The sequence below is a fragment of the Massilia arenae genome, assembly GCF_008014745.1.
GTDB classification, from domain to species: Bacteria; Pseudomonadota; Gammaproteobacteria; order Burkholderiales; family Burkholderiaceae_D; genus Telluria; species Telluria arenae.
Map to the genome: position 1 here is coordinate 45,327 of NZ_VPFD01000020.1, position 13,998 is coordinate 59,324.

General features: G+C 67.5%; 8 protein-coding genes. 5 read left to right on the forward strand and 3 right to left on the reverse strand.

Annotation, left to right across the window (positions count from 1 at the left end):
• The first annotated feature begins 14 nt into the window (after positions 1 to 14).
• Both FVD38_RS18000 and FVD38_RS18005 read left to right on the forward strand, forming a co-directional pair.
• Positions 15 to 1,538, forward strand: coding sequence for a family 43 glycosylhydrolase (locus tag FVD38_RS18000; RefSeq protein WP_147936091.1), 1,524 nt, complete (start codon positions 15 to 17; stop codon positions 1,536 to 1,538).
• Positions 1,535 to 3,862 carry a glycoside hydrolase family 2 TIM barrel-domain containing protein gene (locus FVD38_RS18005; protein WP_147936092.1) on the forward strand — a complete coding sequence of 776 codons (2,328 nt, stop codon included), beginning with the start codon at positions 1,535 to 1,537 and terminating at the stop codon, positions 3,860 to 3,862. The genes FVD38_RS18000 and FVD38_RS18005 overlap by 4 nt, the downstream gene beginning before the upstream one ends.
• On the opposite strand, the gene FVD38_RS18010 is transcribed toward FVD38_RS18005, so the two are convergent.
• The gene (locus FVD38_RS18010; protein ID WP_147936093.1) at positions 3,839 to 6,808 is read right to left on the reverse strand and encodes a TonB-dependent receptor; all 2,970 of its coding nucleotides are present in this window, start codon (positions 6,806 to 6,808) and stop codon (positions 3,839 to 3,841) included. The two genes, FVD38_RS18005 and FVD38_RS18010, sit on opposite strands and share 24 nt — an antisense overlap.
• A 204-nt stretch (positions 6,809 to 7,012) precedes the next feature.
• Here FVD38_RS18010 and FVD38_RS18015 point away from each other — a divergent pair, with 204 nt between their 5' ends.
• The 3 genes from FVD38_RS18015 (at position 7,013) to FVD38_RS18025 (ending at position 11,723) form a co-directional block, all read left to right on the forward strand.
• A complete protein-coding gene (locus tag FVD38_RS18015; protein ID WP_187271642.1) occupies positions 7,013 to 7,531 on the forward strand; it encodes an RNA polymerase sigma factor in 519 nt (172 codons plus the stop codon).
• A gap of 96 nt (positions 7,532 to 7,627) precedes the next feature.
• Positions 7,628 to 10,405 carry an exo-rhamnogalacturonan lyase family protein gene (locus FVD38_RS18020; RefSeq protein ID WP_229493780.1) on the forward strand — a complete coding sequence of 926 codons (2,778 nt, stop codon included), beginning with the start codon at positions 7,628 to 7,630 and terminating at the stop codon, positions 10,403 to 10,405.
• Between the two features lie 19 nt (positions 10,406 to 10,424).
• Positions 10,425 to 11,723 (forward strand): glycoside hydrolase family 28 protein, encoded by a 1,299-nt coding sequence (locus FVD38_RS18025; RefSeq protein ID WP_147936095.1) that lies wholly within the window; start codon positions 10,425 to 10,427, stop codon positions 11,721 to 11,723.
• Between the two features lie 3 nt (positions 11,724 to 11,726).
• Here the strand turns inward: FVD38_RS18025 and galK are convergent, their stop codons facing one another.
• Positions 11,727 to 12,893, reverse strand: coding sequence for a galactokinase (gene galK / locus FVD38_RS18030; RefSeq protein WP_147936096.1), 1,167 nt, complete (start codon positions 12,891 to 12,893; stop codon positions 11,727 to 11,729).
• 7 nt (positions 12,894 to 12,900) lie between these two features.
• Complete coding sequence (locus tag FVD38_RS18035) at positions 12,901 to 13,986, reverse strand: UDP-glucose--hexose-1-phosphate uridylyltransferase (RefSeq protein WP_229493782.1); 1,086 nt, start codon at positions 13,984 to 13,986, stop codon at positions 12,901 to 12,903.
• Positions 13,987 to 13,998: the final 12 nt, after the last annotated feature.

A 13,998-nucleotide genomic window follows, 5' to 3' on the forward strand; every position in this document is an offset into this window, starting at 1 on the left:
ATACTGGAGAATCGATGATCGAGCATTTCTTTCGCAGCGGCTGGTTCGCCTGCCTGGCGCTGGTCCTGATCCTTGCTGGCGCGGCGCAGCAGGCCATCGCCGCCGACGCCACCATCCGCAACGGCATCTTCTGGAAGGACACCGCCGGCACGCCGATCTACTCGCAGGGCGGCGGCATGCTCAAGGTCGGCGCGAAGTACTACTGGTATGGCGTCAAATACGCGGAGGCGGTGAGCTACGCCAAAGCGCCGGGAAAAGCGCTGGATCAGCCGCACTTCAGCGCGGTCACCGCCTACTCGTCGACCGACCTCGTGAACTGGACATTCGAGGGCGACGTTCTTACGCCCCAGGGCCTGGGGGAGCACTACGATCCCAGGGCCTGGCTGGGACGCATGGGCGTGGTCTATCACAAGGCAACCCGCAAGTACGTGCTGCTCACCCAGTACAGCAGCAAGGGTACGGGAGGCGGCGTGCTGTTCGCCACCAGCGACAGTCCCAACGGCCCCTTCGTGTTCGCGCGGCTGCAGGCGAAGATCGACAATGTCGCCACCCCCACTTCGGGTGACCAGACCGTGTTCACCGACGACGACGGCCAGCCTTACCTGATCTTCAGCAGCAACGGCGACCGGCGCCAGTTGTACGTGGCGCCGCTGCGGTCGTCCGACTTCCTGCAGGTCGAGGCGGCCACGAACATCCACAGTACGCCGGCCGGCGGGCGCGAAGGCAATGCGATGTTCAAGCACAAGGGCCTGTACTATTTTTGCTCGTCCGACCTGCACGGCTGGAACGCCTCACGCAGCTTCTACATGACGTCGCCGAACATCACCGGCCCGTACACGCCGGAGCGCATCATCGAGGGCACCGAGGCCGACTTTTCACACGTGTCGCAGAACGGCTTCTTCATTCCGGTCCAGGGCAGCGCCGGCACCACGGTGCTGTATGCGGGCGACCGCTGGAGTAATTTTGCCGGCAACGGGCATGGCTACCACGTCTGGACGCCGCTGTCGTTCGAGGGCACCGCGCCGCGCTTCAACTCGCTCAGCGAATTCACGCTGGACGCCGCGCGCGGCACCTGGGCCGTCGGCAAGGGCAATAACTACCTGCTCAACCCCGGCTTCGAGGCGGACCGGGTGCGCCAGACGAGCGTCGCTGGATGGGTGAGCAGCTGGACCAGCATCAAGGGCGATGCGCCGTTCATGAACGTGCTGGACGGACGCACCGGACGCTGGGCATTGAGCCTGCGCCATGCGGGGCAGACGATGGGTAGCGCGATCCAGAACGTCACGCTGCCAAATGGCCGCTATACCCTCAAGGCCTGGGTGAAGAGCAGCGGCAGCCAGCGCGTGGCGCGGCTGTACGCGTCCGGCCACGGCGGCGCCGAAATCGCCCGCTCGCTGCCAGACCCGCTGGCAGGGTGGACCGAGGTGACGCTGCCCGGCATCCAGGTCGCTACCGGCAGCGTGCAGGTCGGGGTCTACTCGGAAGGGAAGGACGGCGATTGGCTCACCCTCGACGACTTCAGCCTGGTGCGCGAATGATGAACATCGTCTTGATCCTGATCCATGCGGCCCTCCTGGCGCTGGCACTGGCCGCGCCCGCACAGGCGGCGGACCTGAACCTGAATGCGTCCTGGCAGTTCTACCGCGACGAGGCCGGCCAGCTCGCCAGCGCGGACCAGGTGCCGGATGGCGCCTGGACCGAGGTGAACCTCCCGCACGCGGCGCGCATCGAGCCGCGCGTACCGACCGCCCCCTGGCAGGGAACGGTGTTCTACAAGAAGCGCCTGGACGTCACGCTGCGGCCGGGCGAGCGCGCCATCCTGCGTTTCGAGGGCGTGATGAACGTGGCCGACGTCTGGCTGAACGGCCGCCATCTGGGACAGCACCTGGGCGGCTACCTGCCGTTCGCGTTCGATGTCACCGATACCTTGCGGCCCGCGGGCGCGAACGAACTCATGGTGCGCGCCAATAACGAGGACAATCCGATCACCGGCCCCAAGCCGCTCAAGCAGCTTGACTACATCCAGCACGGCGGCATCTACCGCGACGTGCGGCTCGTGATCAAGCCGCCGGTGCACGTCACGGACGAAATGCTCTCGGCCACGCCGGGCGGCGGCGGGGTATTCGTGACCTATCCGCGCGCCGGCAAGGGCGAGGCGCAGGTAGAGGTCAAGGCCGAGGTCAGCAACACATCAACGAGCGCGCAGGCGGTCACCGTGCGCCACACGCTGGCATGGGAGGGCCGGCAAGTGGCCCAGGCCGAGCAGCAGCTGCGCCTGAATGCGGGCGAACGCCGCCACGTCACCATGCCGCTCACGGTGCGCGCGCCCAGGTTATGGTCGCCGCAAACGCCAAACCTCTACCAGCTGGAGACGAGGGTCTCCGCCGCCGGCCGCGAGGATCTGGTCGCGACCCGCATCGGGGTGCGCCGCCTGGCCTTCGAGGGCGGCCGCCTGCTGCTCAACGGCGAGCCCCTGCGCCTGCGCGGCGTCAACCGCCACCAGGAATACCCATACGTCGGCTATGCGCTGTCGCCGCAGGCCGACGCGCGCGATGCGCTGCTGATCAAGCGCTACGGCTTCGACTTCGTGCGTCTGTCGCATTATCCACAGTCGCCGGCTTTCATGGCGGCGGCCGATGAACTGGGCCTGATGGTCTTGCCGGCCATCCCCGGCTGGCAGTTCCACAATCCCGACCCGGCCTTCGCGCGCCAGGCGCTGCGCACCTGCGCCGACATGATCCGGCGCGACCGCAACCATGCGAGTGTCGTAGCCTGGGAGTGCTCGCTCAACGAGACCGATATGCCGGATCCGCTGGTGAAGGCGCTGCACGCCACCGTGCACCAGGAATACCCGGGCGACCAGGCCTGGTCCGCCGGCTGGGTGCCGCAGACCTATGACTTGTATCTGCAGGCGCGCCAGCACCGGTTGGGCAGCAAGCATGCCTTGCCTAAAAAGCCTTTGATCGTGTCCGAGTATGGAGACTGGGAATACTATGCGATGAACGCGGGCCTGAACCAGGACGCCTGGGCCGACCTCAAGCCGGTCGACCGCTCGAGCCGCCAGGCGCTGGGCAGCGGTGAAACGCGGCTGCTGCAGCAGGCCCGCAATGTGGCCGAGGCCCACGACGATAATGCCGCCACGCCGGCCTTCGCCGACGGCTACTGGGTGATGTTCGACTATGCGCGCGGCTATGCGCCGGATCTCGAGGAATCGGGATTGCTCAGCATTGAGCGCCTGCCCAAGTTCGCGGCCGAGTTCTTCCGCTCACAACGCAGTAGGGACGAAAGCTCGCCGCGCTGGGGCGGCGGCCCGATGGTCTTCATCGCCAGCTACTGGCAGGCCGGGTCCGGCCCTCGCGTGCGCGTGTTCAGCAACGCCGAGGAGGTCGAGCTGCGCCTGAACGGCAAGCAGGTAGGCCGCCAGAAGAGCGCACCTTCCGGCACCCACCCGCGCCTGGCGCATCCGCCGCTCGAATTCGACACCGGCGGCTTCGCGCCCGGGGAACTGGTGGCGTTGGCCTATGCCGGCGGGCGGGTCGTGGCCGAGCACCGCGTGCGCACGCCGCAGCAGCCGACGACGCTGGCGCTGGAACTGGACGACCTCGGCGTGCCCGTGGTCGAGGGCGACCTGGTTTTCCTGCGCGCCCGCCTGCGCGACGCCAATGGCACCACGGTGCCCGTGAGCGGAACCGAAGTTGCGTTCTCGGGCATCGAAGGCGCGCAGATCGTCGGCAGCCAGGCGGTGGCAACCGAGGCGGGGATCGCTAGCGTGCTGGTGCGCGTGACCGGGCCGCGCGCCGGCATCAAGGCGCGGGCCCAGGCGGGCGCCTTGGGCGCCTCAGAACTTGTACGCCATCCCTAAGGCGAAGGTCCGCCCCGAGTGCGCGTACAGCAGCGTGTCGTTGCGCTGCGAGTCGCGCCCGTAGCGCAGCGGCTCGTCGGTCAGGTTGGAACCTTCGAGCGTGATGCGCCATTGCGGCGTCAGGTTATAGGACATCGAGAAGTCGAGGTTGGTGGCGGCATCGACGAAGGTGAAGTCGTGGCCGTTGACGTCGCCCAGCACGTTGAACAGGTACTCGGAGCGGTGCGCCGCCGAGATCCGTGCGCTGAACTTCGGATCCTCGTAATACAGGGTCAGGTTGCCCGCCTTGGGCGACATGCCGACCAGGTTCGCATCCATCGACAGTTGCGGCAAGGTGGCGGTCGCGGTGCGCGTGATGTAGGTGATGGTCGATTTCACGCGCGTGTAGTTGGCCAGCAGGCCGAAGTTGCGCCATACGCCAGGCAGGAAGTTGAACGGCGCCTGCAGGTTGAATTCGAAGCCGTTGAGCGGCCCGCCCGGTGTGTTCACCGCGCGCCGTACCGTCACCAGCGAATCCGGCAGGGTCGGACAAGCAGGCGTGCCGCCCGTGAGCGAACAGCCGGCGCCGGCCAGGAGCGCGTCCGGCAGGCCCAGCGAATTGTACGGAACCCGCTCGCCGACGCTCTGGATATAGGTGTCGATCTCCTTGCGGAAGAAGCCTAATGAGACCATGGCGCCCTTGTCGTAGTACCACTCGGCCTGCAGGTCGTAGGTCTTGGCGCGGATCGGGTCCAGCTCGGGATTGCCGATGCCGACCGTCTGTGCCTGCACATTGACGGCAGCCGATGGCGCCAGGTCGATGTATTCCGGCCGCGACAAGGTCTTGCCGGCCGAGAATCGCAGGAACACGTCGCGCGGCAGTTGCGCGGTCAGGTTCAGCGCTGGCAGGTAGTCGCGGTAGGTCTTGTCGAAGCTGATCTCTTCCAGGCGCCCGCCGGCATTGACCAGCGCCGCCGCCGTGGCCTTCGTTTCGGCGGCGCGTACCCCCGCGTTGCCGCGAAAGGTGACGGGGCCGACGTCGTAGTGGAAATCGGCCGACAGGTACATGGCATCGATTCTCTCGCGCACCCGGCGGTTGGACTGGTTCAGCAGATTGTATTCGGAGCCCGGGACCGCGGCGCAGTGGCATTCGATGTCCCAGATCTTGCGGAACTTGTCGAGGTCGATGGCCACCCACTGGCTGGGATAGCCGCTGCCTTCCAGGCCGCGGCCGAAATTGCTGATCATGCGCGTCACGCTGTCCATGCGGAAGCCGGCCGGATTGGGCAGGCCGTTCGGCGCGCCCGAGCCGACCTCGAAATTGGTCCAGCTGTTCTCGCGCTTGGACCAGCCGGTACGCAAGGTGAGGTTGTCGTTGACGTCCCAGCTGGCGCCCACGGCATGGGTCTTGAGCTTGTTGCCGGTTTCGAGCTTGCGGCCGACGAACTGGCCGTGCACGGTGCCGTCCGGGGCCACCGGACCCCAGCTGAAGTTGTCCGGATTGGCGACGTCGATGCCGAAATCGATGGTCGGCACGTTGCGGTTGCCGCGGAAGTCATAGGAAAAGCCGTTGACGTTGGGCGCGTCGATCTGCACCGTGGCGCGCATCGGCGAATCGAGCGTCGAGCGCGACATGCCGCTCATGAAGTCGAGCTCGATGGTGTCGGTCAGCTTGTGCGTGCCCGAGAAGACGTGCTGTCGAAATTCGGTATTGTTCACGTCGAGCAGGCCCTCCGAGCGCACGTCGACGCCGTTGAAGCGGCCGTATTCCCAGCTGCCGTTGCCGTTGAACGAGGTCTCGACGATCGAGGTCTGTGGCTTGCCGTTGGCGGCGGCGAGGCTGCGGCCGAACGAGATCGCCGAAATGTAGTTGTCATAGCGGTCGTTCTTGAAATCGCCGCCCAGCAGGTCGAGATTGAGTTCGGTGCCGGCGGCGGGGCGCCACTGGAAGGCCGCGGTCAGGCCAGCGCGTTCGTATTCGGCCACCGAGCGGCGGTAGCGCGGGATGCGCGGATGGAAGGCGCCCGATCCCGGCGCCGGCGCGGCCACCGTGTTGCCGTAGCTGTCGGTGCGGCCGAACACGTCGTTGTAAGCAGCGCCGGTGGAGGTGCGCGGCAGGTTGAAGCCGCAGTTGGCCGGGGTGATGCCCTTGACGCCCGAGTTGGCGGGGTTCTGCGGCGTCGCGCCCAGCGGCGAGCAGAAGCCGCCGTCCGAGTCGGCCGACAGCAGTTCAACCGCCTCATAGCCTTCTTCGGTCGCATGGCGCTTGGAGTAGGCGGCCGAGACCAGGAAGCCCACCTTGCCGATGCCGGTATCCCAGCGGTTCGAGTACAGCGCCGTGGCGCGTGGGGCGGGGCGGTGGGCGAGCGTATTGTAGGCTTGCTGGCCGCCGATGCTGATGGTCTCGCCCTTGAAGTCGAAGGGGCGCGCTGCGCGCAGGTCGACCGTGGCGCCGAGCGAACCTTCCTCGATGTCGGCCTGCGAGGTCTTGCGCACTTCCAGGCTGTTGAACAGTTCCGAGGCGAACACCGAGAAGTCGAAGGCGCGCGAGCGGTTGGTGCTGCCGTTGATGTCCGAGGCCCCGGTCGCGGAGATCGCCTCGATGCCGTTGATGCGCACGCGCGTAAAGCCCGCGTTCAGCCCGCGTACGCTGATCTGCTTGCCCTCGCCGCCGTCGCCGCGCACCAGCGACACGCCCGGCACGCGCTGCAGCGATTCAGCCAGGTTCGCATCGGGGAACTTGGCGACGTCTTCGGCCTTGATGACGTCGACGATGCCGTCTGCATTCTTCTTGGTGTTCAGCGCGCTGTTCAAGCTGGCGCGAAAGCCGGTAACGACCACGGTTTCGAGCGGCGCAGCCTCCTGCGCTTGCGCATCGAGCGTGGCAAGCATGCCGAGCACGCCGAGGCTGGTCAGGCTGCGGCGCAGTACTGCTGCGCCAGGGGAAAGCTGGTGTGTGGATCTCATGGTCGCTGTCTCCGATATCGATGTTATGTTTTGTGGGTAGGTGGCGATATGCCGTCTACCGCATCAATGACGAATTCGGACATGGTTCCCGCCGCCGCCGACCGTAAAGATCAAGTTGTTGATCGAATGGCGATAGAGGGCCCAACGGAACCAAAAGGTGTAAATACTGAGGGGCCTTCAAGCCACATGAGGATCCAACGAACCATGTCGTTGAACAGCGGATGGGTCACCGCCAACGTTCTGCCGTTCGAGGCGGAGCTACGCGCCGGCATGCGGCGGCTGTGTGCGACGCCGGACGATGTCGACGACCTGGTCCAGGAGGTCTACTGCCGCCTGCTGCGCAGCGCGTCGGTCGAGCACATCGCGACTCCCAGGGCGTTCGCGATGCAGGTCGCGAAGAACATCATGCTGGACCGCTTTCGCCGCGACTGCGCGCTGCGGGTCGACCTCCTGGCCAGCCTGGACGACCTCGAGATGCCCGAGGCCAGCCCGTCGACCGAGCGCGTCGCCATGGCGCGTTCCGAGCTTCGCTGGGTGCTGCGCCTGATCGACCGGCTGCCGCGGCGCTGCCGGCAGGTCTACCGGGCGCGCAGGATCCACGGGCTGTCCCAGCTCGAAACCGCGGCCTGCCTGGGACTGTCGGAGAACGTGGTCGAAAAGGAGATGATGAAAGGATCGCGTTTGCTGGCGGAGATGATCTGCGAGCCGGCGGCTTGCGCGTGAATCGATCCATCGCTTGATTATTTCTGCTCAGGAAGTCCAACGCGCGGCGCACGGCCGCATAATCCATCGCACTGAAATATCAGATGGAGACGCCGCTTGCCACCATTCCTCCCATCCCGCAGGCGCTTCGTGCAGATGGCGGCCGCGCTGGCCGCCGTTCCGGGCGCACCGATCGCATCCCACGCAGCGACCGCCAACGTCGGCGGCAAAGGTAAGCCCGTCTCCGGCACCGCGCTGCGCTGGCTCGACGGCCAGGCGCCGGCGCGCTTCGAGGGCGCAACCCTGGGCGTGCCGTGGCCGCGCGGGACGCTGCGCCTGCCCGCCAACAAGAACCTGCGCTTCACGCTGGGCGCCGACGGTCCGGCACTGCAATCCTGGCCGCTGGCTTACTGGCCGGACGGCTCCCTGAAGTGGACCGCGCATGCGGTGGCCGGCGGCGCGACTGCTTCCGGCTGGAACCTGGAGGCGGGCGCCGGCACGGTGAAATCGGGCGTATCGGTCAAGCAGTCTGCTGAGGCGCTCACGGTGAGCGCCGGCGAACTGGCGTGGACCGTGCCGACGAGCGGAGAATACCTGGTCGAGCGCGCGACCCGCGCCGGCCGGGTGACGATGCAGCACCTGCGCCTGGTCGCGCTGCGCCAGGACGGCGCCGAGCCGGAAGACGCGGGCAGCGTGCGCCGCGAACTCTTCACCAGCAAGGTCACGCGCGTCACGCTGGAGCAGGAGGGACCGGTGCGGGCCGTCGTCAAGCTCGACGGCGTGCATGCGGCGCGCGCAGGCGGCATGCGCGACTGGCTGCCGTTCTCGGTGCGCCTGTACTTCTACGCCGGTTCGGATAGCGTGCGCATCGTCCACTCCTTCATCTATGACGGCGAGCCGGCCCGGGATTTCATTGCGGGACTCGGCGTGACGGCGAGGGTAGCCATGAACGATGCCACCCACGACCGCCATGTGCGCTTCGCCGGCGAAGGCGTTGGCGTGTGGGGCGAGGCGGTGCGGCCGGTGACTGGCCTGCGGCGCGATCCTGGCCAGGAATACAAGGACGCACAGGTGGCAGGCAGGGCGTTGCCGCCGTTGTCCGGCATGGCCAAGCCGGTCCAGGATGGCCTGCGCTGGATTCCGGAGTGGGGCGACTTTACGCTGGCACAGCCCACGCCGGACGGCTTCGCGCTGCGCAAGCGCACCCGCAGCGGCCACGCCTGGATCGACGCCAACGCCGGCACGCGGACCAAGGGCCTGGTGTATGCCGGCGGCGCGACGGGCGGCGTGGCGCTGGGCTTCAAGGATTTCTGGCAGCGCACACCCAGCCAGCTGGACGTGCGCAAGGCCGCGAGCGACATGGCCGACGTCACCGCCTGGATGTGGTCGCCGTCAAGCCCGGCGATGGACATGCGCTCCTACCGTTCGGCCGACGGCATGGACACCTTCGAAGAGCAGATCGCGGGCCTGAACATCACCTACGAGGACTACGAGCCGGGTTGGGATGCCTCGCCCGGCGTGGCGCGCACCACCGAGCTGCAGCTTTGGGTGCTGGGCGGCACGCCCTCGCACCAGGACTTCTCGAACATGGCCGAGCAGGTGGCCAATCCGGCCCGGCTGGTGCTGGATCCGGCCCGCATCCACGCCTGCGGCGTTTTCGGCGACTGGGACGTGAGTGACCGCAGCACGCCGGCGCGCAAGCTGATCGAGGATCATCTCGCCTTCAGGCTGGACCAGTACCTGCGCGAAGTCGAGCAGCACCGCTGGTATGGTTTCTGGTCTTACGGCGACGTGATGCACGCCTACGACAACGACCGCCACATGTGGCGCTACGATATCGGCGGCTATGCCTGGGACAATTCGGAGCTGTCGACCGACCTGTGGCTGTGGTACAGCTACCTGCGTACCGGCCGCGCCGACATCTTCAAGTTCGCCGAGGCGATGACGCGGCATACGGGCGAAGTGGACGTGTACCACGCCGGTCCGTTCAAGGGCTTCGGCACCCGCCATGGGGTGCAGCACTGGTCCGATTCGTCCAAGCAGCCGCGCGTATCGAACGCCGCCTATCGGCGCATCTACTACTTCCTCACTGCCGACGAACGCACGGGCGACCTGATGCGCGAGCTGCTCGATTCCGACGCCGACCTGCACAAGGTCGACATCGGCCGCAAGCTGCGTCCCGGCTCCACGCCTGGCGCACTGCCGTCGGCAGGCAGGTCGGCCAATGCACCGGCGCTGGTCGACGCCTCCTTCGGCACCGTCTGGGGCTCGCTAGTCGCGGCCTGGCTGGCGGAGTGGGAGCGCACCGGCGACACCCGCTGGCGCGACAAGATCGTGAATGGCATGCGGACCATCGGCGCGCTCGAGCGCCGCTGGTTTGCATCGGCGGCGCCCTACGATCCAAAGACTGGCAAATTCAGCGGGCCGGGCGACCAGGCCCGCATCTCGCAACTGAACGGCGTGTTCGGCGTGGTCGAGATGAGTTCCGAGCTCCTGACCCTGGTCGACGAACCGGGCTACCGCAAGGCCTGGCTCGAGTACTGCCGCTACTACAACGCTCCGAAGGGAGAGCTGATCGCGCTGCTGGGCAGCGAGCCGCGCGGCCGGGCCCAGCCCGATTCGCACTCGCGCCTCTCCGCCTACGCCGCCCATCACGAACGCGACCGGGCGCTGGCCCTGCGCGCCTGGCGCGAACTGTTCCCCTCGAACTTCATGAAATCGCATGCGGCCGCGAGAAAGGTCGGCGGCGTGGCGGTCTTGCGCGAGCTCCACGAGCTGCCGAATATCGGCACCAACGGCTCGGCGCAGTGGAGCCTGGCCGCGATCCAGAACATGGCGCTGGTCGGCGATTCGCTGGACGAGGCGGCGCGCGCGGCCGGCCTGGTGGGCCCATGACACACGAGGAGACAAGACCATGTCGCACATCCATTCCGATCGCCGGCGCCTGACGCTCTCGCTCATGGCAGTGCCATTCTGGGCTGGCGTCGCGCCGGCGTTTGCGGCGGGCGCCGAGCGGTCCGACATCACTGCGCACGGCGCCGTGGCCGACGACAAGACCATCAACACCGCCGCCATCCAGCAGGCGATCGATGGGCTGGCCGCGCGCGGCGGCGGGACGGTGGTCGTGCCGGCCGGGGTCTTCGTCAGCGGGGCACTGTTCTTCAAGCCCGGCGTCCACCTGCACCTGGCCAAGGGGGCGGTGCTCAAATGCTCGACGGACCTGAAGCATTTTCCGGTCCGGCGCACCCGGATCGAAGGTCACTTCGCCGAGAACTTCAACCCGGCGCTGGTCAATGCCGACGGCTGCGACGGTTTTCATCTTAGCGGCGAGGGCACGCTCGACGGCGCCGGGCGCCCGATCTGGGACCGCTTCTGGAAGCTGCGCAATGCCTACAAGGACCCGGGCAACTTCCCGAACATCAGCGTGCCGCGCGCGCGACTGGCCCTGATCGAGCGCTCGCGCGGCGTGACGGTCGAGGGCGTGACCTTCAAGGATTCGCAGTTCTGGAACCTGCACCTGTACCGCTGCCAGGACGTGACGGTGAAGCATGCGCGCTTCGTGGTGCCGGACGATTACAAGCAGGCGCCCAGCACCGACGGCATCGACCTGGATAGCTGCCAGCGGGTGACGATCGAAGGTTGCTACTTCTCGGTGACCGACGACTGCATCGCGGCCAAGGGCTCCAAGGGCCCGTTCGCGCTGCAGGACAAGGACAGCCCGCCCGTAACTGACGTGCGGGTGCGTAACTGCGAATTCAGGCGCGGCCACAGCGTCATCACACTGGGCAGCGAAGCGACCCTGGTGCGCGACATCCTGGTCGAGGATTGCCGGGTCACGGGCCATGTGCTCAATGTGGCGGTGCTCAAGCTGCGCCCGGACACGCCACAGCACTACGAGAACGTCCACCTGCGCAACCTGATCCTGCAGTCGGAGCGCGGCGCCATCGTATCGGTGCAGCCGTGGACCCAGTACGTGGACCTCAAGGGCGCGCCGCCGCCGAAGTCCATCGTGCGCAATATCCGGCTGGAGGGCATCACGGGTCGCTACGGCGGCTTCGGGCGCATCCGGCCGAATCCCGGGCAGACCGAGATCAGCGACATCGTGTTCAAGGACATCGACCTTGCCCTGCGTGACGCCAGGCTCGATATCGCCGGCGCCAGCGATGTACGGCTGGACAACGTGATCGTCAACGGCAAGAAAGCGTCGCTGTAGCCCTTACAGGCTGCCGGCGCCGGCCGCCGCGCGGCAGACGTGCACAGTGGCTTGCGCGCCGTTCGGCGCCCGATAGTCGCGGGCCAACGCCTGGCGCGCGGACTCCACCAGCTTTTCCGGCACCAGCGCCACCACACAGCCGCCGAAGCCGCCGCCCGTCATGCGCACGCCGCCGGCCGCGCCGATCGCGCCCTTGACGATGTCGACCAGGCGGTCGATTGCGGGCACCGTGATCTCGAAGTCGTCGCGCATCGATACGTGCGAGGCCGCCATCAGTTCCCCCATGCGTTCCAGGTCGCCGGCGGCCAGCGCCTCTGCCGCCGCGATAACGCGCTGGTTTTCGCTGACGACATGGCGTGCGCGGCGCAGAACGACCGGATCGAGTCCGGCGCTTTTTTCGGCAAGCGTGGCCAGGTCGACGTCGCGCAGGGCCGGCACGCCGAAGTGGCGCGCCGCTTCCTCGCACTGGGCGCGGCGCGTGTTATAGGCGCTGTCGACCAGGCCGCGGGTGATGTGCGATTCGACGATCATGATCGCCGCGCCCGCCGGAATCGGTACCGGACTGACTTCCAGTGAACGGCAATCGATCAGCAGTGCATGGTCCTGGACGCCGCAGGCGGAGCTGATCTGGTCCATATTGCCGCACTTGCAGCCGACGAAGTCGTTTTCGGCGCGCTGGGCCACCAGGGCCGCCTCGATCGGTCCCAGGCCCGGGTAGTCGGGGAGGGCCGAGAACAGGGTGCACACCGCCACCGACAGCGAGGCCGACGACGACAGGCCAGCGCCCTGCGGCACGTCGCCGGCGATGACCATGTCCATGCCGTGCATGGCCTGGCCCCCTGGCTGGCGCTGCAGCAGTTCGTGCACCACGCCGCGCACGTAATTGGCCCACATCGGTGCGGCCAGGCGCGCGATCGGCGCGTCGAGCGCATACTCGTCGATGGCGTCGTCGTAGTCGGCGGCCACCACCCGCATGCGGCGGTCGGTGCGCGGGCGCGCCACGATCACCGTGCGGTAGCCGATGGCGCAGGGCAGCACCAGGCCGCCGTTGTAGTCGGTATGTTCGCCGATCAGGTTGACCCGGCCCGGGGCCTGCACCCGGATCGTGGCCGGCTGGCCGAAGGCGGCCAGGAAGACGTCGGCCGCTCTGGCCGTCAAAGAATCGTTCATCGTACGCTCAAGGGTTGGAAGCAGAGGTGTCAACGGCGTCGAGGTAGTGCACCTCGTCGGAGACGGCGCGCAGCATGGCGGCCGCCTGTTCCGGCGTCAGGTCGCGCTGGGCCTCGGCCAGCATCTCGAAGCCGACCATGAACTTGCGCACCGAGGCCGAACGCAGCAGCGGCGGATGGAAGTGGGCATGCAGCTGCCAGGCCTGGGTATTGTCACCCTCGCCATACGGCGCGCCGTGCCAGCCCATCGAATACGGGAACGAGGTCTGGAACAGGTTGTCGTAGCGGGTGGTCAGGCGCTTGAGGGCGAGCGCCAGGTCGGTGCGCTGCTCGTCGTTCAGGTCTTCCAGCCGCTGGACCGGGAACCGGGGCAGCAGCAGCGTCTCGAACGGCCAGGCCGCCCAGTACGGCACCACGGCCAGCCAGTGCGTGGTCTCGACCACTAGCCGCTCGCGCGCCTCGGCCTCGCGCTCGGCGACGTCGAGCAGCAGCGGCCGGCCATGCTCGGTGTGATAGGCGCGCTGCAGGCGGTCTTCGCGTGCGGGCAGGTCGGGCAGGAAGCTGGTGGCCCACACCTGGCCATGCGGGTGCGGATTGGAGCAGCCCATCGCCGCCCCCTTGTTCTCGAACACCTGGACCCAGCGGTAGCTGGCGCCCAGCTCGGCCGCCTGTTCGCACCAGGTGTCGACCACTCCGCGCAGCGCCGGCAAGGGCAGCTGCGGCAGCGATTTCGCATGGTCGGGCGAGAAGCAGATCACGCGGCTGGTACCGCGCGCACTCATGCTCTGGAACAGCGGATCGGGGCCCGGCGGCGCGTCCGGGGTGTCGGGTGTCAAGGCCGCGAAATCGTTCGCGAACACATACGTACCCTGGTAGTCGGGATTGCGCTCGCCATTGACGCGCACATTGCCGGCGCACAGGTAGCAGCCCGGGTCGTGCGCCGGCCTTGGCGCGCGGTCGGGAGCTTCCTGCTGCCCCTGCCAGGGGCGCTTGGCGCGGTGGGGAGATACAAGTACCCAGTCGCCGCCGAGCGGATCGTAACGGCGGTGCGGGTGGTCGGTAGGATTGAACATCGCGTTCCTCGTGATCGTCATGGTCGGTTGGTT